Here is a 25,048-nt window from a genome sequence, read left to right as displayed (position 1 = left end):
TCACCGTGGTCGACATGCGCGCCCGGCTCGGCCTGCCCAAGCCCGAGGACGGCAAGGTGCCGATGGCAGTCGGCGTCGACCTGCGCGGCGAATCCTACGGCCTCCTGATCGACCAGATCGGCGAGGTGCTGCGCCTGTCCGAGGACGGCAAGGAAGAAAACCCCGTCAACCTCGATCCCCGCATGGCCAAGCTCGCCGGCGGCGTCCACCGCCTCGACGGTCAGCTCATGGTCGTCCTCGACGTCGATCGCGTCCTCGAACTCAAGACCGAAGTGCAGATGGCTGCGTGAGCCAACGAAACATCGAAGCCGGAGAACCAAAATGAAGACATGTTTGGTGGTCGATGATTCCAGCGTCGTTCGCAAGATCGCGCGCCGGATCCTGGAAGGCCTGGAATTCGAAGTCACCGAGGCCGAAGACGGCTCGAAGGCGCTCGAGATCTGCCAGCGCAGCCTGCCCGACGCGGTGCTGCTCGACTGGAACATGCCGGTGATGGACGGCTTCGAGTTCATGGGCCACATGCGCCGCCTGCCCGGCGGCGACCAGCCCAAGGTCGTGTTCTGCACCACCGAGAACAACGTGGCTCATATCGCCCAAGCGCTCAGCGGCGGCGCCAACGAGTACATCATGAAGCCCTTCGACAAAGACATTATCGCCGACAAGTTTGCTGAGGTCGGCTTGATCCCGGTCGGACAAGCTATGGTCTGAGTGTGTCTGGCCCGAGTGGTCCGGCCCGAGTGTTCCCAGTACAGCTTCCGAGAGGCTATCCGTGACCCCGACCGAGTATGAGTATCTGCGTAAGTTCCTGAGGGATCATTCCGGGCTCGACCTGTCCGCAGACAAGCAATATCTGATCGAAAGCCGGTTGCTGCCGCTCGCCCGCAAGGCCGGACTCTCCGGCATCGGCGAGCTCGTGCAGAAGCTGCAAGGCGCGGGCGCGAGCGCGCTCGTCACCAACGTGGTCGAGGCCATGACCACCAACGAGACCTTCTTCTTCCGCGACAAGGTCCCGTTCGATCATTTCCGCGATACGATCATGCCCGAGGTCATCAAGGCCCGCGCCGGCCGCCGCAGCGTGCGCATCTGGTGCGCCGCCGGCTCGACCGGGCAGGAGCCTTATTCGCTGGCGATGAGCCTGAAGGAGATGGGTGCGGCCCTGACCGGCTGGCGCGTCGAGATCATCGCGACCGATCTGTCGCAGGAGGTGCTGGAGAAGGCCAAGGCCGGCATCTACAGCCAGTTCGAAGTGCAGCGCGGCCTGCCGATCCAGATGCTGATGAAATATTTCAAGCAGACCGGCGAGACCTGGCAGATCAATCCCGAGCTGCGCGCGATGATCCAGCACCGCCAGCTCAACCTGCTGCACGACTTCGCGCAGCTCGGCACCTTCGACGTCATCTTCTGCCGCAACGTGCTGATCTATTTCGACCAGGAGACCAAGATAAACATCTTCAACCGCCTGGCGCGACAGATCGAGCCCGACGGCTTCCTGGTGCTGGGTGCGGCCGAAACCGTGGTCGGATTGACCGATACGTTCAGGCCGATCCCGGAACGGCGCGGTCTCTACAAGCCGAACGATCCGCGTGCGGCGGCAACCAAGCCGGCTGTCGCCGGCTCGCCGCCGCGCATGGCGGCTGTGGCAGGACGATAGGCATGGCCGAGGATGGAAAGGGCGCGGAGCGCGTGACGTTCAGCCGCGGCTATGATGTCTGCATCATGGCCATCGACGGCACCTGGCGCCGCGACTGCAAGCTCAACGCGATCTCCGACACCGACGCCATCCTCACGGTGGAAGGTTCGATCCAGGGCTTGAACCTGAAAGAGTTCTTCCTGCTGTTGTCGTCCACTGGCCTTGCCTACCGCCGCTGCGAGCTGGTGCGCGTCAACGGCGCCGAGATGGACATCCAGTTCCTGCGCGGCAAGAACAGGAAGAAGCGCGGCGCGGCCGGCGGCCGTGACGAGGCGGCGTGATCTGCTCGCGCACCCCGTCTCTCTTCCCGACACGTTGCTTCATATTTGCTAAAACATCCGAGTGAATTCGCCGCAGTAGCTTTACGGGGCTTAAGCGCGAGCCGTGTATCCATTGCCGGTCTCAATCTCAGGATATGGCAATGCCAAGAAGTTCCCTCTCCCCGATCTCGTCAAACCTGCCCGACGTCGCCGAGCGGCGCGCGCTTCAGCTCCTGGTGGTCGACGACGACGCCACGCAGCGCAGCCTGATCACGGTCGCCGCCAAGCAGGCCGGCCACGAAGTCACCGTGGCGCCGTCCGTGGCGGAGGCGATCGAAAAGCTTCGCGCCGCGCGCTTCGACTGCGTGACGCTCGATCTGGTGCTGGAGGACGGCGACGGCATCGACGTGCTGCGCGAGATGGCGGCGGCGAAATTCGCGGGCGCCGTGATCGTCATCAGCGGCATGGACGGCAAGCGGCGCAGCGCCGCCCGCAGCTTTGCCCGTTCCGTCGGGATCGAGCTCCAGAGCCTGCCGAAGCCGCTCGATCTCGCGGCCCTGCGCATCAGCCTCGCCAATCTCGGCAAAGCCGCGATGGGTCTGCCTGCGATGCACACTTGGGGCGGTGTCGCCACCGACGCAATCGTGGAACGGCACCGCGCGTAAGGCGCGGACCAGCTATGCGATCCGGTGCGGCAGGTCTGCCGCACCGATCGTCGTCTCCGCCGGACCGCCGGAGTCCGACAAGGATTGCAGCGCGTGGCCGAGGCCGGCGCGGCAGGCGTTGAGGGCGGCACTCGCCGTGGCATACCGGGGCGTGACGTCGTCGAGCACGAAAATGTCGGTGGAACCCGCCGCCTGATCGCCGTTGCCGTGCTGTGCCGGGCCTTCGTCCATCAAGGCTGCGTCGATCATGGCTGCGTCGATCAGGCGCATGCTGCTCTCGATCTGCGCGATCAGAGAGCGAAGATCGGCTGCGATCAACTGACGGCTGTCGGCTTCGGGCGTCGTGACGCGAGGGGGCGGGCTGGCGAGATTTAGCATGGATATTCTCCGTCACCTGCAATTAGGCGCCATGCCGCTACTTGTGCGTTAAGTCCATGTCCCGTACAAATACGGGTGGGCCGAATCCGCGCCTAACGCCATAACGGTTGGCGCGGACGCGAGTCCTTCATGCCAACCGGATGTGGCACATGGCCGAACAAAGCTCTCGCGGTGAAATCTTCGTGGTCGACGATGACCCTGCCGTTCGCGACACCTTGTCGATGGTGTTGAAGGCGGCGGGCTATGAGGTGATCTGTTTCGCCGATGGCGCAGCGCTGCTCTCCGTCGCGCGAAGCCGCACACCGGCTGCGATCCTGCTCGACGTGCACATTCCCGGCAAGTCGGGCCTCGACATCCTCAAGGAGCTGCACGGCGAGGACTATCCCGCGCCGATCTTCATGATCTCCGGCCAGGGCGACATCACGATGGCGGTGGGCGCCATCAAGAGCGGCGCGCTCGACTTCATCGAGAAGCCGTTCCGCGGCAGCGAGATCGTCGGCCGGCTGGACGAGGCGATCGGCGCCTATGCACGCCGGCAGGCAGAGAACGCGTCGCCGAAATTCGGCTCGCTGCATTTCCCCGGACGCGAGCCGTTGACCCGCCGGGAGCGCGAAGTGCTCGAACAGTTCGCCGCCGGTGCGTCCAACAAGGAAGCCGGCCGCACGCTCGGCATCAGCCCGCGCACGATCGAGGACCACCGCGCCAACATCATGAAGAAGCTCGGCGCGCGCAACGCCGCCGATCTGATCCGTATCGTGATGACGGCGGCGCAACGCGCGTCGTAAAGAGCTTTCGTAGCCCGGGTGAGCGAAGCGATACCCGGGAACGCTGTCGCAGAGTCCCGGATGTCGCTTCGCTCATCCGGGCTACGCAGTTTCAGGCGCTCAGCGACCTGCGGATGATCCGTGCAAGATCCGACTTGCGATAGGGCTTCGCCAGCAGCAGAACGCCCGAATCCAGCCGGCCGTGATGGATGATCGCATTCTCGGTATAGCCGGACGTGTAGACCACCCTGAGATCGGGACGCGTCTTCAACAGCTCGTCGGCGAGCTGCCGTCCATTCATCCTGCCGGGCATGATCACGTCGGTGAACAGCAGGTCGAACCGCTTTCCGGCGGCGACGATCGCTAGCGCCTCCGCGGCGTTCGCGGCCTGCAAGGTGACGTAGCCGAGCGAATGCAGTTGCGCCAGCACGTAGTCGCGCACCAGCCGGTCATCCTCGACCACGAGGATCGTCTCATGTCCGCCCTCGATCGTCGCGGGCGTCACGCCTTCGCCGATCACGGTGGCCGTCTTGCCGGGCGGCAGGTACATCTTGATCGTGGTGCCGTGGCCCTCCTCGCTGTAGATCTTGATGTGGCCCGCGGACTGCTTGATGAAACCGTAGACCATGGAGAGCCCGAGGCCGGTGCCCTTGCCGGGCCCCTTCGAGGTGAAGAACGGATCGAACACCCTGGTCAGCATGTTGGCGGGAATGCCGGCGCCGGTGTCGCTCACGGCGATCAGCACATAGTGCCCGGGAGGGACGTCGTTGACGCTGGCATAGACCTCGTCGAGATAGGCGGCGCCCGTCTCGACGATCAGCTTGCCGCCGCCGGGCATGGCGTCGCGGGCGTTGAGCGCGAGGTTGAGGATCGCCGTGGTGAGCTGGTTGGGATCGACGATCGCGACGCTGCTCTCCGATTCGAACACGGATTCGATCTGGATCTGCTCGCCCAGCGTCGGCCGCAACAGCTTCGCGGTGTCGATGATCAGCGAGTTGACGTCGACCTCACGCGGCTGGAGCGGCTGCTTGCGCGCGAAGGCGAGCAGGTGCTGGGTGAGCTCGGCGCCGCGTCCGGCGGCCTCGTCGATCATCTTGGTGATCGCTGCAAGTTCCGGCTCCTTGGCCACCGCCTCAGCCAGGATCTCGATCGTGCCGGTGATGACGGTGAGGATGTTGTTGAAATCGTGCGCCACCCCGCCGGTGAGCTGGCCGACCGCCTCCATCTTCTCGGCATGGCGGATCCGCTCTTCGGCCGCGATCTTGTCGGTGAGGTCGCGATAGAAGACGTTGAACAACAGTCCCTCGCGGCGCCTCAGCGCCGTCACGCTCAGTTCGGCCTTGAATTCCTTGCCGTCGCGCCGGCGAACCATCAGCTCGCGGCGGCGGTTGAGCGTCCGGCCGTCCGCGGACTCGACGAAACGCGCGAGGCCGGCATTGACCCTCCTGCGCTCGCCATCCGCGACGATCAGATCGATCGCATTCTTGCCCAGCGCCTCGTCGCGCCGCCAGCCGAACAGCTCTTCGGCCCGCGAGCTCCAGTTCAGGATGGTGCTGCGATCGTCGGTCTGGACGAAGGCGTCGAGCGCGGTCTCGACGATGTTGCGGGCGAGCCGTTCGCTTTCGCGCAGGGATTCCTGCGCGAGCCGGGCCTCGGTCATGTCGCGCCCGACGAAGAAGAAGCGTTTCGCCGGCTCGGACCAGCTGCCGAGCCAGGACAGCCAGACCTCATGCCCGTTCTTGTGCAAGCAGCGGGTGTCGGCGAATTTGGGGCGATCGCCGCGCCGGAGCGCGCGCATCTCGACGCGGGACTGCACCAGATGATCGGGATGAATGAAGTCGACGCCGCTGCGGCCGACCATCTCCTTCGGCCGATAGCCGAGGATGGCCTCGCTGCTCGGGCTGATCTGCACCACGTGGCCCCGCGAATTCATGACCATGATCAGATCCTGCGAGGTCTCGAAGATCTGCCGCCGCTCTTCGAGCTGCTGCTGAAGCGCCCGCTCGGTCCGTCGCGCCTCGGTCAGGCTGCGGGCCGACCCGGAGACGCCGACGATCTCACCCGACGGCCCGCGGATCGGGGAGAGGCTGAGTGAGATCTCGACCGGCGTGCCGTCCTTGCGCAGGCGCACGGTCTCGAAGCGTTCGATCGGCTCGCCCCGGGCGATCCGCCGCAAAATGTCCTTGCCCTGCTCGCGACGGTCGGGCGGGACGATGATCGAGGTGGATTTCCCGATCGCCTCATCGGCCGAATAGTCATAGAGGCGTTCGGCGGCGGGATTCCAGCCCGTGATGATGGCATCGAGCGATTGCATCACGATCGCATCGTCGGATGATTCGACGGCAGCGCTGAACAAGCGCTCGCGCGCCGCATGATGGCTTCGCGCGAGCTCGGTGCGGCGATGCTCCTGAACCTCGCGTTCGAGCGCGGCTGTTTTCGCCCGCGTCTCTTCGACCATACGGGCAAAAGCCCGTGCCAGCACGCCGGTCTCGCCGCTGGCATCGACGGGAATGTCGGCCGGGCGTCCGCCGCCGATTGCCTCCACCGCCGCGGTCAGACGCCCGATCGGGCGGGTCAATGAGCGCGCCAGGAGCACCGCGAGCGAAGCCGCGGCGAGGACGGCAAGCACGCCGACGAGCAGGGACGTTTTTTGAATGGCGGCCGGCACGCGGCCGAACACGGCCGGAGGAACTGTCTCGATGATGGCGACCCATTCCTTGCCCGCAAGCAGCGCCGGCGCGATCGCCGCGCCGCTCGGCCGGCCCGACCGGTCGGTCAGAACCTGCGTCGCCCCTTCCACCGTGCCAACCTGGGTCGCAAAAAATGGAAAGTCATTGCGCCAGTTGGTGGGATGGCCTCGCACCGAGCCGAATTCTCGCGCGCGATCGGGATGGACGAGATAGTCGCCGCGCGAGTTCACGACGTAAATCTCTCCCCCTGAGCCCACGGTCGCGCGGACGCGGTCGAGTGCCGGACGCATGTCGATATTGGCGATGATGATGCCGAACGGCTTGCCGTCCGGCGTGAACAGCGGCGTCGCGACTCGCAAGGTCGGCGTGTGAAAGACCGTGGTCCCTCCCTGGCGGGTGGCGAGTTCGATCGGCGAAACGTAAATTTCGTTCGGCGCCAGCCGGATTGTTTCCTGAAAATAGGTTCGCTCGCTCTTGCGCTCCAGTTCGCCGTTGGGGACGATCCGTGCCGCTCCATTCGGGCCGGAGCGATCGACGCGGACCAGCTCGCGCTGGTCGTCGTCTAGACCGATGATGCGAAACTGTCCGTAGCTGGGCTTGGCCTCGATCTCGGCCATGAGCCGCGCAGCGATGCGGTCGCGCCAGGTTTGCTCCGAAACGCCGTCAAGGGCGTCGGTGCCTCCGCCGAGGCGCGCGCGGATCAGGCCGTTGATGGCCGCGGCGGAGCGATAGCCCGCCAAATCGCCGCGAGCTCCGGCAACGTAGGATTCGAGAKTGGTAGCCCGCAGGCGCGACTGGGCTTCGATGCGTTCCAGGACCCGCGGAATGACGGCCTGGGTGATGTTGCGATAGCCGAGCCAGCCGACTGCGGCCACGGTCACCGCCACCAGCAGGATCATCGCGATGGCCAGCCGCGTGGTGAGCGTCATGGCGATATTCGCACCGCGTCTCCAAGCGCCGCGCCGGTTCTGCGCTGGAACAGAACGGGCGTCCTCATCATCGGCTGCCGGTGCTGACATTGGGCCCCTCCGGCTTGCCCGCGTCCAGGCAGCCGTCGACCGCGGCGAGCAGCGCCTCGGCCCTGAACGGCTTCTGCAGGCTCGCCACCGCGCCGAGCTTGGTCGCCATCTTCAGGAAATCCGGCTCCGCATTGGCGTCAGGCGTGATCGCGCGGCCGGAAATGACGATGATCGGAATGGCCGGCTGTTGCCGGCGGATGTGGCGCATGGCCTCCAGCCCGTCCATGCCGGGCATGAAGATGTCGAGGAACAGCAGGTCGAATGGGCTGCTCTCGAACAGCGCGAGCCCCTTGCGGCCATCGCCGGCGACCGTCACGTGATGACCGGCCCTCTCCAGGAGCAGCCGGATCGTGAGCTGGACGGCCGGATCGTCATCCACGATCAGGATGTTGGCCACGTCTGAAACCCTCCGGGCCGGGTGGGACGTTTTCCGGCGACCGCAAATCAAGCCATCAAACACGAAAATGTTGCGCGGATTCGACCCGGCCTGCAAGCACTTCGCAACCGGCACGAGGGCTGCCCGCCGCAACCGATTCCGCAGATGCTTCCATATGCATGCCTTCGTGCACAAGCCCCTGAGCGCATGGCGTAAGATGCTGCGCCAGCTCCGGAAAGGCGGTCGGAACTATAATAATCGCCGTAGTTGCACGGTGCCGTAGTTTCGCCGCGGGCCGGAGCGGCGAACCGCCGCGCTCTAGTCGGTGAGGTACTCGGGATAGTGGCTTCGGATCGTGTCCAGCTCGCTTAGCGTGCCCGACAGGTGCGTGCGCAGATGCTGTTGAGCGGCATCGGCGTCTCCGGCCTCGATCGCGCGCGTGATCAGCTTGTGGTGGCGTACGATATTCTGGGCCTTTCCGGGCGAGGGCAGGTGCAGCCGGCGCAGCCGGTCGATATGTCCGCTGCGGCTGCGCACCAGCGCCCAGAGGTCCTGCTTTCCGGCGGCAGCGTAGAGCTGGGCGTGGAAATCGTTGTCTCCGGCGATGAAGGCTTCGAAGTCACCGGCCTTGGCAAATTGCTGTTGCAACGCGATGGCGTGGTCCAGGCGGATGACAAGCGCCGTGTCGCGAGGGGCCGCGAGCAGGCGGACGATCTCCAGCTCCAGCGCCTGGCGCAGGAAATGCGCCTGCTGCGCGCGGTCGACGTCGATCCGGCTCACCACGGTCGCATGCTGCGGAAACACCTCGACCAGGCCCTCTTCCTCGAGCCGCATCAGCGCGTCGCGCACCGGCGTCGAGCTGACGCCGAACTGGCCGGCGAGCTCGGCGCGTGACAGCGGGGCGCCGGGCGGCAGTTCGAGGGCGACGATCGCATTGCGCAGCCGCTCGAACACCTGCGGCGCGGCCTGGCGGCCGCGGTCGAGCCGGGTGGCGGACCGTGGGGCCGCGCGCGGCGCGGCGTGGGATGATTCCATGACGGGCTCCGCGGGCTTGCCTTTGATGCACTAATATATTAGTGCATCAGTAGCGTCAACGCGGCTCAACGATGGCCGGAGGAAACACACAACAATGATGATGCATCGTCGCAGCAGCCTGGCTGCCGCCACCCTGATCGCCGCCGCCATGGCGGTGTCCGCCGCGCACGCCCAGCAGAAGTCAGAGATCGCGCTGTCGCGGCAGCCCGGCATCTTCTACATGCCGAGCCACATCATGGAGAAGCAGAAGCTGATCGAGAAGCACGCAGCTTCGCTCGGCGTCTCCGGTGTCACCACCAAATGGATCACGTTCTCCGGCGGCGGCGCGCAGACCGATGCGCTGCTCGCAGGCGGCGTCGACATTCTCAACACCGGCACCGGCAATCTGCTGCTGCTGTGGGACCGCACCCGCGGCGGGGTCAAGGGCATCGTCGCGACCTCGGCGCAGCCGATGACGCTGATCAGCCGCGACGCCAACATCAAGTCGATCAGGGATTTCGGCCCCGGCGACAAGATCGCGGTGCCGACGGTGAAGGTCTCGACCCAGGCGATCGTGCTGCAGATCGCGGCCGCCGAAGCCTTCGGGGCCGATCAATGGTCGAAGCTCGACGTCAACACGGTGCAGCTCGGCCATCCCGACGCCTATGCGGCGCTCGCCAATTCCAAGCATGAGGTGCACACCCACTTCTCGATCCCGCCGTTCACGTTCCTGGAGCTGAAGAACGTGCCGGGCGCGCATGTCGTGCTGTCGTCGCCGGACGTGATGGGCGGCCCGCTCAGCCAGGCGCAGTTCTTCACCACGACGAAATTCGCCGACGCCAATCCGAAAATCGTCCAGGCCGTGCGCGACGCGACCAAGGAGGCGCAGGACCTGATCCGCAGCGACACCAAACAGGCCGTCGAGATCTACAAGGAGATCACCGGCGACAAGACCTCGGCCGAGGAGCTGCTCGACCTCCTCAAGGAGCCCGGCATGATGGAGTGGAATCTCGAGCCGCAGGGCACGATGAAGTTCGCCGCCCATTTGTACAAGACCGGCACGCTGAAGACCCAGCCCAAGGCCTGGACCGATTATTATCTCCCCGTCGCGCACGATTTGAAGGGCAATTGATGGCGCTGCTCGACGTCAGCGGGGTGACGCTGCGCTACAAGACCTCCAGCGCCGTCGTCACCGCCACCGAAAGGGTCTCATTCACCGTCGACAGGTCCGACCGCTTCGTGCTGCTCGGGCCGTCCGGCTGCGGCAAGTCGACCCTGCTCAAGGCCGTCGGCGGCTACATGTCACCGAGCGAAGGCCGCATGACCATCAACAATCGCGAGATCCACGGGCCGGGCGCCGACCGCATGATGATCTTCCAGGAGTTCGACCAGCTGCTGCCCTGGAAGACCGTGCTCGCCAACGTGATGTTTCCGCTGCTGACCGCGCGAAAGCTGCCGCGCAAGGAGGCCGAGGCGCGGGCGCGGGCCTATATCGAGAAGGTCGGGCTGACCCGCGTGGTCGATGCCTATCCGCACACGCTCTCCGGCGGCATGAAGCAGCGCGTCGCGATCGCGCGCGGCATGGCGATGGAGCCGGATATTCTCCTGATGGACGAGCCGTTCGCGGCGCTGGACGCGCTGACGCGGCGAACCTGCCAGGATGAGCTGCTCCAGCTCTGGAGCGAGACCAAATTCACCGTGCTGTTCGTCACCCATTCGATTGCCGAGGCGATCCGCATCGGCAACCGCATCCTGCTGCTGTCGCCACATCCCGGCCGCGTCAAGGCCGAGGTGGTCGACGTCGACAAGGTCTCGAACGGGGACGGCAGCGCCGGCCGGCTGGAGAAGGAGATCCACGATCTCCTGTTCGCTGCCGAAGCTGTGGCGCACTAGGGGAGCCTCAGATGGGCGAAGCGAGAATTCTGCTGCGTGACGCGCCGGTCGCCGCCACCGGTGCGGGCGAGGTCGAGCGCAAGCTGGGCGTTGCCGAGTTGTTGTGGAACGACGGTTTTGTCCGCAAGACCGTCATCATCCTGTTCCTGGCGGCGGTCTGGGAGGCCTACGGCCTCACCCTCGACAATCCCCTGCTGTTTCCGACGCTGCACGACACGGTCGTCACGCTTTACGACCGCGTCAAGGACGGCACCATTCCGCTGCGGGCCTGGGCCTCGCTGAAAGTGCTGTTCATGGGCTATTCGGCGGGCATCGTGCTTGCCGCGATCTTCACGGTGCTCGCGATCTCCACCCGTATCGGCACCGATTTCCTGGAGACGGTGACGGCGATGTTCAATCCATTGCCGGCGATCGCGCTGTTGCCGCTCGCCTTGATCTGGTTCGGTCTCGGCAATGGCAGCCTGGTTTTCGTGCTGATCCATTCGGTGCTGTGGCCGGTCGCGCTCAACACCCATTCCGGCTTCAAGAGCGTGTCCAACACGCTGCGCATGGTCGGGCGCAATTACGGCCTGCGCGGGCTGCCCTATGTGGCAAAGATCCTGATTCCCGCCGCCTTCGGCTCGATCCTCACCGGCCTCAAGATCGGCTGGGCCTTCGCCTGGCGCACGCTGATCGCGGCGGAGCTGGTGTTCGGCGTGTCCTCTGGCCAGGGCGGGCTCGGCTGGTTCATCTTCGAAAATCGCAACCTGCTCGATATTCCCGCGGTCTTCGCAGGATTGCTGACTGTGATAATCATCGGGCTCTTTGTCGAGAACCTGATCTTCCGTGCTATCGAGCGGAACACCGTCCAGAAATGGGGCACCCAATCGTGACCAAGAAGAAAACACCCGACCAGCTCCGCAGCGCCCGCTGGTTCGCGCCCGACGACCTCCGCTCGTTCGGCCACCGCTCCCGCACCATGCAGATGGGCTACGCGCCGGAGGAGTGGAAGGATCGCCCGATCATCGCGATCCTCAACACCTGGTCGGACGCCCAGCCCTGCCACATGCACTTCAAGTCGCGGGTCGACGACGTCAAGCGCGGCATCCTGATGGCCGGCGGCCTGCCGCTGGAATTGCCGGCGCTGTCGCTGTCGGAATCGCTGCTGAAGCCGACCACCATGCTCTATCGCAATCTGCTGGCGATGGACGCCGAGGAGCTCTTGCGCAGCCATCCCGTCGACGGCGTGGTGCTGATGGGCGGCTGCGACAAGACCACGCCGGCGCTGCTGCTCGGCGCAACCTCGATGAACATCCCGGCGATCTATCTGCCGGCCGGTCCGATGCTGCGCGGCAACTGGAAGGGCAAGACGCTCGGCTCCGGCTCGGACGGCTGGAAATATTGGGACGAGCGGCGCGCCGGGAAGATTTCCGAGAAGGACTGGCTCGACATCGAAGCCGGCATCGCCCGCAGCTACGGCACCTGCATGACCATGGGCACCGCCTCGACCATGACCGCGATCGCAGAAGCGATCGGCATGACGCTGCCGGGTGCCTCCTCGATACCGGCGGCGGACGCCAACCACATCCGCATGGCCTCGGAATGCGGCCGCCGCATCGTCGAGATGGTGTGGGAAGATTTGACGCCGAAGACGATCCAGACCCGAAAAGCCTTCGAGAACGCCATTGCGGTGGCGATGGCGATGGGCTGCTCGACCAATGCGATCATCCATTTGATCGCGCAGGCGCGCCGCGCCGGCCAGGACATCGGCCTCGACGATTTCGAGATTGCGAGCCGCAAGGTGCCGGTCATCGCCAATGTGCGGCCGAGTGGCGATGCCTATCTGATGGAAGACTTCTTCTACGCCGGCGGCCTGCCGGCGCTGATGGGCCAGATCAAGCCGCATCTGCATCTCGACTGCATCACCGTTACCGGCCAGACGGTCGGCGAGAACATCGCGCATGCCGAAGTGCACAATGACGATGTGATCCGCTCGGTCGACAATCCCATCTACAAGGAAGGCGCGCTCGCCGTGCTCAAGGGCAATCTCGCGCCCGATGGCTGCGTCATAAAACCCTCCGCCTGCGCGCCGCGCTTCCTCAAGCACACCGGACCTGCGCTGGTGTTCGACGATTATCCGTCGATGAAGAAGGCGGTCGACGATCCCAATCTTGATGTCACCGAGGATCACATCCTGATCCTGCGCAATGCAGGCCCACAAGGGGGGCCCGGCATGCCGGAATGGGGCATGCTGCCGATCCCGACCAAGCTCGTGAAACAGGGCGTGCGCGACATGGTGCGCATCTCGGACGCGCGCATGAGCGGCACCAGCTACGGCGCCTGCATCCTGCACGTCGCACCGGAATCCTATGTCGGCGGCCCGCTGGCGCTGGTGCGGAACGGCGACCGCATCACGCTCGACGTCGAAGCGCGCACCATCAATCTCGACGTATCCGAGGCCGAGCTCGCAAAACGCCGCGCCGCCTGGAAGGCGCCCGAGCGCCGCTTCGAGCGCGGCTATGGCTGGATGTTCACCAAGCACATCAAGCAGGCCAATGACGGCTGCGACTTCGACTTCCTGGAGACCGATTTCGGCGCACCGATCGGCGAGCCGTCGATTTACTAGTTTCTGTCGTTCCGGGATGGTCCGAAGGACCAGACCCGGAACCTCGAGATTCTCTGGGGCAATTGCGCACCATAGTTCGATGCTGACGCATCGCCCCGGAATGACGACCATGAGAGAGCACACCATGACCAAACTCACCGAAGCCACCCGCAACAAGCTCAAATCCGTCTCCACCGCCACGGTCGCCACCGCTTTGTTCAAGCGCGGCCTGCGCATCCAGATGATCCAGGACGTGCACCCCTTGGGCCCGGACCAGCCGACCATGGTGGGCGAGGCCTTCACGCTGCGCTACATGCCGGCGCGCGAGGATCTCAACACCATCGAGGTGTTCAAGGACCGCTCGCATCCGCAGCGCAAGGCGGTCGAGGATTGCCCTCCGGGCGCCGTGCTGGTGATGGACAGCCGCAAGGACGCGCGCGCAGCCTCGGCCGGCGCGATCCTGGTGACGCGCTTGATGAAGCGCGGCGTCGCCGGCGTCGTCACCGATGGCGGCTTTCGCGACTCTGCCGAGATCGCAAAGCTCGGCTTCCCCGCCTTCCACCATCGCCCGAGCGCGCCGACCAACCTGACGCTGCACCACGCGATCGAGATCAACGTCCCGATCGGCTGCGGCGACGCGCCGGTGTTTCCCGGCGACGTCATTCTCGGCGACAGCGACGGCGTCATCGTGATCCCCGCACACCTCACTGAGGAGATCGCCAACGAGACCTTCGAGATGACCGCGTTCGAGGATTTCGTCACCGAGGAAGTCAACAAGGGCCGTGGCATCTTCGGCCTTTATCCGGCGACCGATCCGCAGACGCTGACCGACTTCGCGGCATGGCGGAAGAAGAACGGGCGGTAGTTAGACTGTTGGTAGCGCCACAACACCAGTGTCGTCCCGGCGAAGGCCGGGACCCATAACCCCAGGGAGAAGTTTGGCGAAGACTCGCAGTTAAGAAATCTTCCTGCGGGACTGCTACCTGCGCGTCATCGCTAGATCACGCGGTGGGTCCCGGCCTTCGCCGGGACGACGGCGGAGGGTGACGCTTACACCCCAGCCTCCGCCATCCCCGCCGCCCACAGCGCGAACGCATACACGATCGCGACTTCATCCAGCCGGTTGAAGCGGCCCGATGCGCCGCCGTGGCCGGCGCCCATGTTGGTGCGGAGCAGCACCGGGCCGCCGCCGCGCATGGTGGCGCGCAGGCGCGCGATCCATTTCGCGGGCTCCCAATAGGTGACGCGCGGGTCGGTCAGTCCGCCCATGGCGAGGATCGCCGGATAGTCCTGCGCGGCGACATTGTCGTAGGGCGAGTAGGACAAAATGGTGCGAAAATCCTTTTCGCTCTCGATCGGGTTGCCCCATTCCGGCCATTCCGGCGGCGTCAGCGGCAGCGTGTCGTCGAGCATGGTGTTGAGCACGTCGACGAACGGGACCTCGGCGACGATGCCGGCGAACAACTCGCCGGCGCGGTTCGCGACCGCGCCCATCAGCATGCCGCCGGCCGAGCCGCCATGGCCGACGATGCGCTTTGCGCTGGTGTACTTCGCTGCGATCAGCGCGCGGGCGCTGGCGGCGAAGTCGTCGAATGAATTCGTCTTCTTCTCGCGCTTGCCGTCGAGATACCAGCCCCAGCCCTTGTCGGCGCCGCCGCGGATATGGGCGATGGCGTAAACGAAGCCGCGATCGACCAGCGACAGGCGGTTGGCGTTGAAGGAGGCCGGCATCGCCATGCCGTAGGAGCCGTAGCCGTAGAGCAGCAGCGGTGCCGCGCCGTCGAGCTTGAGCCCGCGCCGATACAGGATCGACACCGGCACCTCCGCGCCGTCATAGGCCTTCGCCATGATGCGCGTGGTGACGTAGTCGCTCGCATTGTGGCCGGACGGAATCTCCTGGCGCTTGCGCAAGGTGCGCGTGCGCTTCGCCATGTCGTAGTCATAGACCTCCGACGGCGTCGTCATCGACGAATAGGCAAAGCGCAGGGTGGTCGTCTCGAACTCGTAGGAGCCCATCGTATCAAGCGAATAGGCGGCTTCGTCGAAGGCGATCGCGTGCTCTTCGCTGGACGTGAGATCGCGGATCACGATCGCCGGCAGCGCATTGGCGCGCTCCAGCCGCACCAGATGGCCGGCATAGAGATCGAGGTCGATGATGTAGATGCCGGGACGATACGGGATCAAATCGCGCCAGTTCTTGCGCTCGGGTGCGCTGAGCGGCGCGGTGACGATCTTGAAGTCGACGGCGTGGTCGGCATTGGTGAGGATGAAAAGCTGGTCGCCGCGGTCGGCGAGCGAATATTGCACGCCATCCTCGCGCGCCGCGACCAGGCGCGGTGGCGCGTCGGGATTGGCGAGATCGATCAGGCGCTGCTCCGAGGTCTCGTGATCGCCGCCCGCGATCACGCAGAAGCGGCCGCTGGTGCTCTCATGCAGATGGGTGAACCAGCCGGAGTCCTGCTCCTCATAGACCAGGATGTCGTCGGCCTGCTTCGTTCCCAGCCGGTGCCGCCACACCTGCATCGGGCGGTGATTGTCGTCGAGCTTCACATAGAAGAAGCTCTTGCAATCCGCAGCCCAGACGATGCCGCCATCGGTCTCCTCGACGACGTCGTCAAGATCCTTGCCCGTCGCCCAGTCGCGCACGCGGATCGAGAAATATTCCGAGCCCTTGGTATCGGCGCTCCAGGCTTGCAGCTTGTGATCGTACGAGTGCCGGCTGCCGCCGAACTTGAAATATTTGTGGTCCTTGGCGAGCGCGTCGCCGTCGAGCACGATGTCGCTGTCGCCGCCGTCGCGCGGCATGCGGCCGTATAATTCATGCTGCCCGCCCTCGCGAAACTTGCGGAAATAGGCGAAAGGTCCGTCCGGCGATGGCACGCTGGAATCGTCCTCCTTGATCCGCGAGCGCATTTCGCGCACCAGCGTTTTCTGGAGCGCTGCGGTGTGGCCGAGCAGGCTCTCGGTGTAGCCGTTCTCCTCGTCGAGATATTTGCGGATATCGGGATCGAGCACGCTGGGATTGCGCAGCACCTCCTGCCATTTCTCATCCTTCAGCCAGGCATAATCGTCGCTCACGGCGATGCCGTGCCGCGTGAAGGAATGCGGCCGGCGGGGGGCGACGGGGGGCTGGGAAGGTGTCTTGGTCTGGGTCACTCGATCCTCATCTTGTCACGTTCGCGCGCTGCTCTTTCTTAACCTCTCCCCCGCTTGCGGGGAGAGGTCGGAATTTGCGAAAGCAAATTCCGGGTGAGGGGGTACAGGTCTTTCAACCATCTCACGTGCGGAGAGAGGCCCCTCACCCCAACCCTCTCCCCGTAAGAACGGGGAGAGGGAGAAGATGCACCGCCTTATATCGTCCCGATTCCGCCAATTACCAGCGCCGCTGCGCCAAGGACTGAGAAGGACTGCGCCAAGTCGCCGGGTTGTTGATCGCCCCCGTCTATGCTTTAGGGGCAGTAACCCGCCGCCGGTCCAGCCCGATGCTGTTCAATTCCTATCCGTTCATCCTGCTGTTCCTGCCGGCCGCGCTGGCCGGGTATTTCTGGCTCGGGCGGCGCAGCAATCTGACCCCGGTGATCTGGCTCGCGGCGGCCTCGCTCGCCTTCTACGCCATCGGCAACTGGCAGTTCGCAGGGCTGTTGCTGGCGTCGATCGCCTTCAACTATGGCGTCGGCTATCTCCTGATTGCGGCGGAGCTCGCCCCAGTGCAGCGCCGGGCGGCGCTTGCCCTCGGTGTTGCCGGCGATCTCCTGGTGCTCGGCATCTTCAAATATGCGGGCTTCGCCGCCGACAATGTCAATGCGCTGCTCGGCACCCATGTCGCGGTCCACATCCTGCTGCCGGTCGGCATCTCCTTCTACACCTTCACCCAGATCGCGTTTCTGGTCGATGCCTATCGCGGCCAGGTCGCGGCCTATGCGCTGCCGCATTATGCGTTGTTCGTGACCTACTTCCCGCATCTGATCGCGGGGCCGATCCTCCACCACAAGGACATGATCCCGCAATTCGAGCGGAAGGAAACCAAGCATCCGGACCCACATCTGATGCTGTGCGGAACCATCATCTTCGCGATCGGCCTGTTCAAGAAGACCTGCCTCGCCGACGGCATCCAGCCCCTGGTCGCGCTCGCCTTCGATGCGCGCTCGCCGAGCTTCGACCAGGCCTGGCTCGGCGCTCTCGCCTACACATTCCAGCTCTATTTCGACTTCTCCGGCTATTCCGACATGGCGATCGGCATATCCCTGATGTTCGGCATCTTCCTGCCCGTCAACTTCAACTCGCCCCACAAGGCCACCAGCATCGTCGAGTTCTGGCGCCGCTGGCACATCACGTTGTCGCAATTCCTGCGCGACTATCTCTACATCCCGCTCGGCGGCAACCGCCGCGGCCGCGTGCTGCGCTATGTCAATCTGATCGTCACGATGCTGCTCGGCGGGCTCTGGCACGGCGCGGCCTGGACATTCGTGGTGTGGGGCGCGCTGCACGGCGCCTATCTCTGCATCAATCACGCCTTCAACGCGCTGGTGCCGAACATTCCGTCGCCCCTTGCGCGCCCGCTCCGTGTCATCGGAGCCGTGCTGACCTTCCTGGCCGTCGTCGTCGCCTGGGTGTTCTTTCGCGCCGAGCGGGTTGATTGGGCGCTGCGGATCCTCAGTGCCATGGCCGACCCTGCGAATATCGCCTTCGGCCGCGAGGAGATCGCGGCGCTGGTGCTGGTCACGATTTATGCCGCGCTGGTGTGGCTGGCGCCGAACACGCAAGGAATCATGGGCTACGATCACGGCAATCGCAGGGTCGGTGATGGCCTGCTGGCAGGGCGGATGCGGCCGCTGTTCCTCTATGGCGCCTCGCTGGTGCTCGCGCTCGGGGTTCTCGGCATCCAGAGCCACAGCGAATTCATCTATTTCCGGTTCTGATGCGGGGCACCTTCACCAATTTGAAACGCCTTCTCCTCGCCAGCGTGGTGTGCATGCTGGGTGCGGCTGCGCTCACCTTCGCGGTCGATCCGCTGCAACTGTTCCGCCCGTCGCGTCTCGTCCCGGCGTTCTATTCCGACGACACGCGCATGCAGAATGCCGGATTGCTCCGCAGCCAGTCGTTCGACGCCGCCTTCATGGGCTCTTCGCTCGCGATTCATTTTCGCCAGAGCGACATCGATCGCGCGTTGGGCGTCCATTCGCTCAAGCTGGCGATGACCGGGTCCAATTCACGCCAGCAGGGTTTTGTGCTGGAGCACGCGATCGGGCGCGGCGCCCGGCGCGTGATCTGGGAGATGGACGACTGGATCTTCGTCGATGCACCCGACATCGACGCCGATCCCTATCTGTCGGCCGATCTCTATCGTGGAAGCGCAAAGGGGATCGCGACCTATCTGTTCAGCGCCGCGATGGCGAAGGAATCCCTGTTCGCGGTGCTGCGGTCGATTCCACCGCTGCGGGAGCCGCTGACTCAGGCGGCGCCTTTCCTCCCCGTCGCGTTTGCGCTGTCCGACGTCGACGACATCCATGCGCTGCCACGGGATTTCGATTTCGCCCGCGGCTACAACGCGCAGCGAACATTGGCCGCCTTCGCCTACATCACCGATCCCGTGCGCAGCCGCTTCCTCGGCGAAGGCTACGGCCATGACGCCATGGTCCGGCATTTCGAGCGCGATGCCGTCGGCCTGATCGCGCGCCATCCAGACGTGACCTTCGACATCTACTTTCCACCCTATTCGATCCTGCAATTCGTCGCGATGCGCGAGGCGTCACCGGCGACGCTGAAGATCGTCACCGATCTCACGGCCCTCGTGGCGCAGCGCCTGACGCAGCTTCCCAATGTGCGGCTCCACGATTTCCGTGCGATCAAGCAGGTCACCCACGACCTCGGCAATTACAGCGACGTCATCCACCATTCGCCGCGCGTCGATGCGAAGGTGCTGGGGTGGTTGGTGAGCGGAGAGTATCGCGTCGATCCGAAAGCGCCGCTCGCGTCACTGGGTGAGCTGAAGGCTCAGGTCGAGGCTTATCGGGTGCCGCAGCCGTAGCCCGCATGAGCGAAGCGACATGCGGGGCCTCGCGCAAGAATCCCGGGTGCCGCTTCGCTCACCCGGGCTACAAGAGACTGCAGCTGTGATGCTCAGCAGTAGCCAAAAACCCCGCTGTCGTCCCGGCGAAGGCCGGGACCCATAACCCCAGGGAGGAATTTGGCGAAGACTCGCAGTTAAGGAGTCTTCTCGTGGTACGCACACCGTGCGTCACTGATAGATCACGCGGTATGGGTCCCGGCTTTCGCCGGGACGACAGTGAATTACACCGCCACCTGCTCGCCGAGATACGCCACCGCGGCCTCGAGCCCGCCCTTGCCGTGCGGGATCTTCAGCGCGTTGAGGCCGATCTCGATCACCCCTAGCGTGCCGAGCAGCATCGGCGCATTGACATGGCCCATATGGGCGATGCGGAAGGCCTGGCCGGAGAGGTCGCCGATGCCGGTGCCGAGCACCACGCCGCACTTCTCCTTGCAATAGCGTTGCAGCACCGCCGGATCATGGCCGTTGCTCATGGTCACCGTGGTCACGGTGTTGGAGCGCTCGCTGGCTTCCGCGACGTTGAAGCCGAGCACCTGGCCTTCCGACCAGGCGGAAACGGCGCGGCGCGCGGCCTCACCGAGCAGGCTGTGGCGGCGAAACGCGTGCTCCACACCTTCCTCGTGCAACAGGTCGATGGCCTGGCGCAGCGCGAACAACAGATGCACCGGCGCGGTGCCGGCATATTTGCGATAATGCTCGGTGCCTTCGCGCTCGCTCCAGCTCCAATAGGGCGTGCTCATATTGGCCTTCTTGTGCACTTCGAGCGCGCGCGCGTTGGCGGCGACGAAGCCGAGGCCGGGCGGCGTCATCAGGCCCTTCTGCGAGCCGGACATGGTGACGTCGACGCCCCATTTGTCCATCTCGTACGGCATGCAGCCGAGCGAGGCGACGGTGTCGACCATGTACAGCGCGGGATGGCCGGCAGCCTTGATCGCCTTGCCGATCGCCTCGATGTCGTTCTGCACGCCCGAGGCGGTATCGACCTGGACGACGACGACGGCCTTGATGGTGTGCTCCTTGTCGCGGCGCAGGCGCTCCTCGACCTCATGCGGCCGCACCGCGCGGCGCCAATCACCCTTCAGCACCTCGACCTCGGCGCCCATCAGCTTTGCCGCATGGCCCCAGCCGATCGCGAAGCGACCGCTCTCCAGCACCAGCACCTTGTCGCCGCGCGACAGCACGTTGCTCAGCGCCGCTTCCCAGGCGCCGTGTCCGTTGGCGATGTAGATGTAGGACTTGCCCTTGGTCGCGAACAGGTTCGAGATGTCGCGGAGCAGGCTCTCGGTCAGATCGGTCATCTGCTTGGAGTAGATGTCGATCGCCGGACGATGCATCGCCTGCAGCACCTCGTCGGGCATCGTGGTGGGCCCGGGGATGGCCAGAAACTCCCGGCCCGCGCGAACGGTCATTGCTGTTGGTCCTTGTGTCGTGAAGACGGTCTGGAGGGTTGATGATCTGCGTTTCTACGCGTTGGAGGCGGCCAAGAAAAGCACGGAAAACGCAGGTCTGAAGTGGGTTATCGCTTCGTCTCGCGGCAACCGGCGGCCTCCGCGTCTTCAACCGAGCAGAACCAGCGGGTGCCCTTGGCGATTTTCATCTTGATCTGGGTGTACCAGCGGCTGTTCGGGGTATGGTAGATGCACTCGCCGGCGCTGTTGACGTTGCCCTTGATGGTGCAGTCCGGCGAGGGCGCGACCGGGCCGGAGGCGGAAGCCAGCAGCACCGAATGCGCGCCCTCGGGCGGCTTGGTGGCGCCCAATATCGTCGTCTTCTTGTTGCGCACGCGCCAGTCCCAGGGCGCGATGAAGGCGCCCTGCCACATCCCGGCTTTTGCCTCACGCGCGGCAGCTTCATCCGCGTCATAGTCGTGCGAGACCCGGGTGTAGGACAGCGCCCAGCCGCTGCGCACCAGCCATTTCTGGATGTCCTCGCCGCCGACCTCGCAGCGCGCCACGGTGCGGCCGCGCCGGTCGATCGCGCGGGTATGGCAGACCCAGTTCTTGCCCTCGGTGTATTTGGCGAGCTCGTCGCGCGCCGCGATCCCGCAGGTCCAGCGCTCGGTATTGGTGTTGAGGCAGAGCTGGTCGGACGACGGCGCGTCGATGCCGCCGAGCCGGATCCTCGTGTTGCCGATCACGACGGAATCGCCGTCGCGGACCTTCGCCGTGCCGGTGATCTCGGCGGCCTGCGCCAATGACGGCAAGGCGAGCAGTGACAACGCAATCAGGATTTTTCGCAACATGCCGGTCCGCGTGTGAAGAAAATCTCGATAAGCCCGGCAATTGTGGTCGGCTTTTGTCCGCCCGGCCAGCGCCTGCCTAACAGATGGGCTTTCAACTTCCTGTCATTGCGGCGATGGACCGTAGGGTGGGCAAAGCGAAGCGTGCCCACCATGTCTGGCATTGCGGAGGAATGGTGGGCAAGGCGCGCGAAGTGCGCGCCTTTGCCCACCCTACGTTCTGCGTGAACCCTCACCCCCGTCCCATCATCGCCCGCCGCGCCACCGCCAGTCCCATCAGCACGAACGCCGACGTCACCTCGGGTCCACCCACCAGGATCCGTGTCGGCGTCTTCATCTTGTTCCATTCATAGGCGCGGAACGGGCCGCGGCGGCCGCCTTCGCCGATGGCGCCGACGATCACGTTCAGCGCCGGCGCAAAGGCGCGCGGATCGGCGCCGAGATGGCCGAGCGCGATCAGCGCCAGCGCCGCGTCGAACACGTTCATCTCGGCGGCCATCAGCTCGCCCTGGACGTAGGACAACACGCGGTGACGGATGAAATCGAACTCGCCATCGGGATCGATCGCGGCCTGCGCCGCCAGCGGCAGCGCCAGGAAGGCCGCATAGCAGCGGCCGAAATAGGCGCTGTAGAGCTCCGGAAGGTAGTAAATGTGCGAGCGGGGATTGGCGAAGGCGCCGCTTGCGGCGAGCCGCTTCTGGAAGCCGATGATGCGGTGCACGGTCGCCAGCCGCGCCGGCGTTTCCAATATCTTCCAGCGCGCGAGGTTGCGAAAGCTCACCTCGAGAATGTCGAGATTGAGTGTCGGATCGAGATCGTTGCCATAGGGCCGCTCGCCGGCGAGATTGTCGATCCAGGTCGCGACGCCGCCCTCGTAGTCGATGTTGTCGTTGAGCGGGACGGTCACGCGCGGCTCGTTGACGCCGGCGCGCACCTGGTAGCCGGCATAGAAATCCAGCAGCGGCTGATCGATAATCGGATCGGTGCAGCCGGCCTGCGTCGCCGCGGAGATCGAGCAGGCCGTGGTGTCGCAGTCGGGCACGTAGATGCCGAAGCCGAGATCCTGCTTGATCTGCGCGAAGAAGCGGGAGAACCGCGGATGCGGTGCAGGCGCCAGCGCCGTGATGACGTCGAAACGCGCGCCGTCGCTGCCCTGCACCTCTTCGCGGCTGACATTGACGCAGAAATCGACCATGTCGGCGACGGCGCGTTCCGCCGCGCTCTTGTCGGCCGGCGCAGCGAGCCCGGTTTCGACATAGCTCAGCAGCGCCTCGATGAAGAACGCATCGTAATAGGCCGAGCGGTGGCGGATCTGCATCGGCTCCCACATCGGCTCGGCAATCCCTCGCCAGGGCGGATTGACCACGGCGCGCGCCGGCGAGCGCGCGATGAAGACGCGGGCGAGATTGAACAGCAGCGAGGAATTCTTGTAGCCGCGCGCGTTCAGGCCGTTCAGCGCCATGATCAGCTCGCGCCCGCGGAAGTCGGGATCGCCGATCAGGTTGAAGGCGGCATAGGTCGGCAGGAAGCCGTTGCGGCGATACGAGCCCAGCAGATGCTGCGCGCAGTCGCGGATCACGCCGTCGATCTGCGCTTGCGCCGGCATGGCGCCGACGAATATCGCCGGCGGCGGCTTGGGGTGATCCAGCGCGATGGTGTCGACGAGATCGGCGACGGGCTGGCCGGCCGCCGCCCAGTCGGGCTCGGCATCGTCGCGGGCGCGGACCAGCGCCTGGCGCAGCCGGCTCAGTCTGGCCTCGTCGCGCAATTCGGGCAGTCCGGCACGGCGGAGCAGCACCCGCAATGCGGGATTGCCGAGCGCGGTCTTGTAGAATTTGGCCAGATGCGGATCGCCGCTGGCCGGACCCGACAATACGGGATCGCAGACGTCGTAAAGAGAGGGGCCGTCCTTCCGCGCCGTCAGCGCCCGGCAGGCGGCGCCGGCAAAATATTGAAAGCTCATGAAATACCTGGTCGCGGGGCCTCGCCCAGGGGCCGGCCAGCACGCTCCCAGCTCCGTGCCACCCCCTGCAAGTCTTTGAAAAGGCTACCCGGATTCGCAGGAAATACAAATGTGATGGTGGTCACGGAAAAACCCGGCACAGGGGCTGCATGGTGAAGACTCCGGAATGGCCCGGAGATGAAAAAACATGCAATTTTCGGTCGGAGAATTAACTATTAGCTTCAACCACTTAGCTCAAATTTTGGGCGATCTATTGCCGGGGAGGCCAGATCCGGTTAAGGGTTTGTTTGGTGCGGCGCCGCAAATTGCGCGCAATTCGGGGGCACTCCCCGGGCCAATCCCTCAAACCTAATGACGTCATCGCGCTACTCAACCAGTGTGCGCGCGCTTGGCAGGTCTTTGGTACTGACAGGAATGAACCGAGATGAATGTAAGGCAGCTCGATCTCTCACGACGCACGATTGCGGTCGCCGCGGCCCTCATCGGCACGGTGTCGCTCGTGATCGGTGCCCACGCTGCCCTCAACATGCGCGCGCTCGACGCCGCCAAGGCCGTTTCGACCGACCAGGTCACGGGTTCGATCGGCCAGACCGCGCGCCTCGCGCTGGTCATCGGCAATGGTCACTATCCCGACGCCAGCGCGCCGCTGACGCAGTCGATCAACGACGCCCGCGCGCTGTCCTCGTCGCTGCGCAAGAACGGCTTTGACGTCGACATGGTGGAAGACGCGAGCAAGGACGACATGGTCCGCGCCGTCAACCGCCTGAAGTCCCGGATCAAGCGCGACACCGTCGTCATGCTGTTCTTCGGCGGCTACGGCGTGCAGGCCGGCCGCGAGAGCTACATGCTGCCGGTCGATGCCGTGATCTGGAAGGAGAGCGACGTTCGCCGCCAGGGCGTCTCCATCGACGGCGTGCTCGACATGATGAAGGAGCAGGGCGCCAAGGCCAAGCTCGTCGTCGTCGACGCCTCCCGCCGCAATCCCTATGAGCGCCGCTTCCGCTCCTATAGCCACGGCCTTGCGCCGATCGGAACGCCCGACAATGCCCTGATCCTCTCCTCCGCCTCGCCCGGCAAGGTCGTCGACGATGGCAAGGGCGAGCACAGCGTGCTGGTCAGCGAGCTTCTCACGAACCTGAATGCACAGGGCAGCGCCGAAAGCGTCTTCAACAAGACCCGCGTCGCCATCTCCCGCGCCTCCGAWGGCGACCAGGTCCCGACCGTGTCCTCGTCCCTGCTCGAAGAGGTCCGTTTCGGCGACGCCGGCGGCTAGTTTTTCGCGGCACACGTAGGGTGGATTAGCGAAGCGTAATCCACCACGTCTCTCTCTCAGCGCGGACAGCAAAGAGGTGGATTACGCCTTCGGCTAATCCACCCTACGATATGCGTGTGTAACGCACATCTGCTCCCCACATCGTCATTGCGAGCGCAGCGAAGCAATCC

General features: G+C 65.0%; 22 protein-coding genes. 14 read left to right on the top strand and 8 right to left on the bottom strand.

Annotated features, from left to right (window positions below):
• The 5 genes from ACXJL8_RS07485 to ACXJL8_RS07465 all read left to right on the top strand — a co-directional run.
• Nucleotides 1–290: chemotaxis protein CheW (locus tag ACXJL8_RS07485; RefSeq protein ID WP_456684819.1), on the top strand; the 290-nt coding region annotated here is incomplete at its 5' end.
• A gap of 31 nt (nucleotides 291–321) precedes the next feature.
• On the top strand, nucleotides 322–708 hold the full coding sequence (locus ACXJL8_RS07480) for a response regulator (protein ID WP_456622300.1): 387 nt from the start codon (nucleotides 322–324) through the stop codon (nucleotides 706–708).
• 61 nt (nucleotides 709–769) lie between these two features.
• Nucleotides 770–1,651 carry a CheR family methyltransferase gene (locus tag ACXJL8_RS07475; protein WP_456684818.1) on the top strand — a complete coding sequence of 294 codons (882 nt, stop codon included), beginning with the start codon at nucleotides 770–772 and terminating at the stop codon, nucleotides 1,649–1,651.
• 2 nt (nucleotides 1,652–1,653) lie between these two features.
• Nucleotides 1,654–1,971 (top strand): hypothetical protein, encoded by a 318-nt coding sequence (locus ACXJL8_RS07470; RefSeq protein WP_008565131.1) that lies wholly within the window; start codon nucleotides 1,654–1,656, stop codon nucleotides 1,969–1,971.
• 140 nt (nucleotides 1,972–2,111) lie between these two features.
• The gene (locus tag ACXJL8_RS07465) at nucleotides 2,112–2,615 is read left to right on the top strand and encodes a response regulator (protein ID WP_456622302.1); all 504 of its coding nucleotides are present in this window, start codon (nucleotides 2,112–2,114) and stop codon (nucleotides 2,613–2,615) included.
• 12 nt (nucleotides 2,616–2,627) lie between these two features.
• Here the strand turns inward: ACXJL8_RS07465 and ACXJL8_RS07460 are convergent, their stop codons facing one another.
• On the bottom strand, nucleotides 2,628–2,993 hold the full coding sequence (locus ACXJL8_RS07460) for a hypothetical protein (RefSeq protein ID WP_456622303.1): 366 nt from the start codon (nucleotides 2,991–2,993) through the stop codon (nucleotides 2,628–2,630).
• A 149-nt stretch (nucleotides 2,994–3,142) separates the two neighbouring features.
• Here ACXJL8_RS07460 and ACXJL8_RS07455 point away from each other — a divergent pair, with 149 nt between their 5' ends.
• On the top strand, nucleotides 3,143–3,778 hold the full coding sequence (locus ACXJL8_RS07455) for a response regulator transcription factor (RefSeq protein WP_456622304.1): 636 nt from the start codon (nucleotides 3,143–3,145) through the stop codon (nucleotides 3,776–3,778).
• 91 nt (nucleotides 3,779–3,869) lie between these two features.
• On the opposite strand, the gene ACXJL8_RS07450 is transcribed toward ACXJL8_RS07455, so the two are convergent.
• From ACXJL8_RS07450 to ACXJL8_RS07440, 3 genes are all read right to left on the bottom strand, one after another.
• Complete coding sequence (locus ACXJL8_RS07450; RefSeq protein WP_456684817.1) at nucleotides 3,870–7,466, bottom strand: PAS domain S-box protein; 3,597 nt, start codon at nucleotides 7,464–7,466, stop codon at nucleotides 3,870–3,872.
• Complete coding sequence (locus ACXJL8_RS07445; protein ID WP_456622306.1) at nucleotides 7,444–7,863, bottom strand: response regulator; 420 nt, start codon at nucleotides 7,861–7,863, stop codon at nucleotides 7,444–7,446. Before ACXJL8_RS07445 ends, ACXJL8_RS07450 begins: the two co-directional genes overlap by 23 nt.
• Before the next feature lie 297 nt (nucleotides 7,864–8,160).
• A complete protein-coding gene (locus ACXJL8_RS07440) occupies nucleotides 8,161–8,877 on the bottom strand; it encodes a GntR family transcriptional regulator (protein WP_456622307.1) in 717 nt (238 codons plus the stop codon).
• Nucleotides 8,878–8,971: 94 nt separating this feature from the next.
• Here ACXJL8_RS07440 and ACXJL8_RS07435 point away from each other — a divergent pair, with 94 nt between their 5' ends.
• The 5 genes from ACXJL8_RS07435 (at nucleotide 8,972) to ACXJL8_RS07415 (ending at nucleotide 14,198) form a co-directional block, all read left to right on the top strand.
• Entirely contained in the window at nucleotides 8,972–9,988 is a 1,017-nt protein-coding gene (locus ACXJL8_RS07435) for an ABC transporter substrate-binding protein (RefSeq protein ID WP_456622308.1), read from the top strand.
• On the top strand, nucleotides 9,988–10,749 hold the full coding sequence (locus tag ACXJL8_RS07430; protein ID WP_456622309.1) for an ABC transporter ATP-binding protein: 762 nt from the start codon (nucleotides 9,988–9,990) through the stop codon (nucleotides 10,747–10,749). Before ACXJL8_RS07435 ends, ACXJL8_RS07430 begins: the two co-directional genes overlap by 1 nt.
• A gap of 11 nt (nucleotides 10,750–10,760) precedes the next feature.
• Entirely contained in the window at nucleotides 10,761–11,621 is an 861-nt protein-coding gene (locus ACXJL8_RS07425) for an ABC transporter permease (protein ID WP_456622310.1), read from the top strand.
• Nucleotides 11,615–13,354: an L-arabinonate dehydratase gene (gene araD / locus ACXJL8_RS07420; RefSeq protein ID WP_456622366.1), complete on the top strand. Its 1,740-nt coding sequence runs from the start codon at nucleotides 11,615–11,617 to the stop codon at nucleotides 13,352–13,354. Before ACXJL8_RS07425 ends, araD begins: the two co-directional genes overlap by 7 nt.
• Before the next feature lie 124 nt (nucleotides 13,355–13,478).
• Complete coding sequence (locus ACXJL8_RS07415) at nucleotides 13,479–14,198, top strand: ribonuclease activity regulator RraA (protein ID WP_456622311.1); 720 nt, start codon at nucleotides 13,479–13,481, stop codon at nucleotides 14,196–14,198.
• Between the two features lie 185 nt (nucleotides 14,199–14,383).
• Here the strand turns inward: ACXJL8_RS07415 and ACXJL8_RS07410 are convergent, their stop codons facing one another.
• Nucleotides 14,384–16,489 (bottom strand): S9 family peptidase, encoded by a 2,106-nt coding sequence (locus tag ACXJL8_RS07410; RefSeq protein WP_456622312.1) that lies wholly within the window; start codon nucleotides 16,487–16,489, stop codon nucleotides 14,384–14,386.
• Nucleotides 16,490–16,815: 326 nt separating this feature from the next.
• Between ACXJL8_RS07410 and ACXJL8_RS07405 the strand changes: the two genes are divergently transcribed.
• Both ACXJL8_RS07405 and ACXJL8_RS07400 read left to right on the top strand, forming a co-directional pair.
• Nucleotides 16,816–18,252 (top strand): MBOAT family O-acyltransferase, encoded by a 1,437-nt coding sequence (locus ACXJL8_RS07405; RefSeq protein WP_456622313.1) that lies wholly within the window; start codon nucleotides 16,816–16,818, stop codon nucleotides 18,250–18,252.
• Entirely contained in the window at nucleotides 18,252–19,361 is a 1,110-nt protein-coding gene (locus tag ACXJL8_RS07400; protein WP_456622314.1) for a hypothetical protein, read from the top strand. Before ACXJL8_RS07405 ends, ACXJL8_RS07400 begins: the two co-directional genes overlap by 1 nt.
• A gap of 263 nt (nucleotides 19,362–19,624) precedes the next feature.
• On the opposite strand, the gene ACXJL8_RS07395 is transcribed toward ACXJL8_RS07400, so the two are convergent.
• The 3 genes from ACXJL8_RS07395 to ACXJL8_RS07385 all read right to left on the bottom strand — a co-directional run bounded on the left by ACXJL8_RS07395 (nucleotide 19,625) and on the right by ACXJL8_RS07385 (nucleotide 23,605).
• A complete protein-coding gene (locus ACXJL8_RS07395; protein WP_456622315.1) occupies nucleotides 19,625–20,812 on the bottom strand; it encodes a pyridoxal-phosphate-dependent aminotransferase family protein in 1,188 nt (395 codons plus the stop codon).
• A 107-nt stretch (nucleotides 20,813–20,919) separates the two neighbouring features.
• A complete protein-coding gene (locus tag ACXJL8_RS07390; protein WP_456622316.1) occupies nucleotides 20,920–21,645 on the bottom strand; it encodes a thermonuclease family protein in 726 nt (241 codons plus the stop codon).
• A gap of 229 nt (nucleotides 21,646–21,874) precedes the next feature.
• Complete coding sequence (locus ACXJL8_RS07385) at nucleotides 21,875–23,605, bottom strand: hypothetical protein (RefSeq protein ID WP_456622317.1); 1,731 nt, start codon at nucleotides 23,603–23,605, stop codon at nucleotides 21,875–21,877.
• A gap of 424 nt (nucleotides 23,606–24,029) precedes the next feature.
• Between ACXJL8_RS07385 and ACXJL8_RS07380 the strand changes: the two genes are divergently transcribed.
• Nucleotides 24,030–24,878, top strand: coding sequence for a caspase family protein (locus tag ACXJL8_RS07380; protein ID WP_456684816.1), 849 nt, complete (start codon nucleotides 24,030–24,032; stop codon nucleotides 24,876–24,878).
• Nucleotides 24,879–25,048 lie beyond the last annotated feature (170 nt).

Source organism: Bradyrhizobium sp. P5_C11_2, assembly GCF_054049755.1.
Note: the sequence above shows the minus strand (reverse complement) of the source record. Positions and strands in the feature narration are given on the sequence as shown.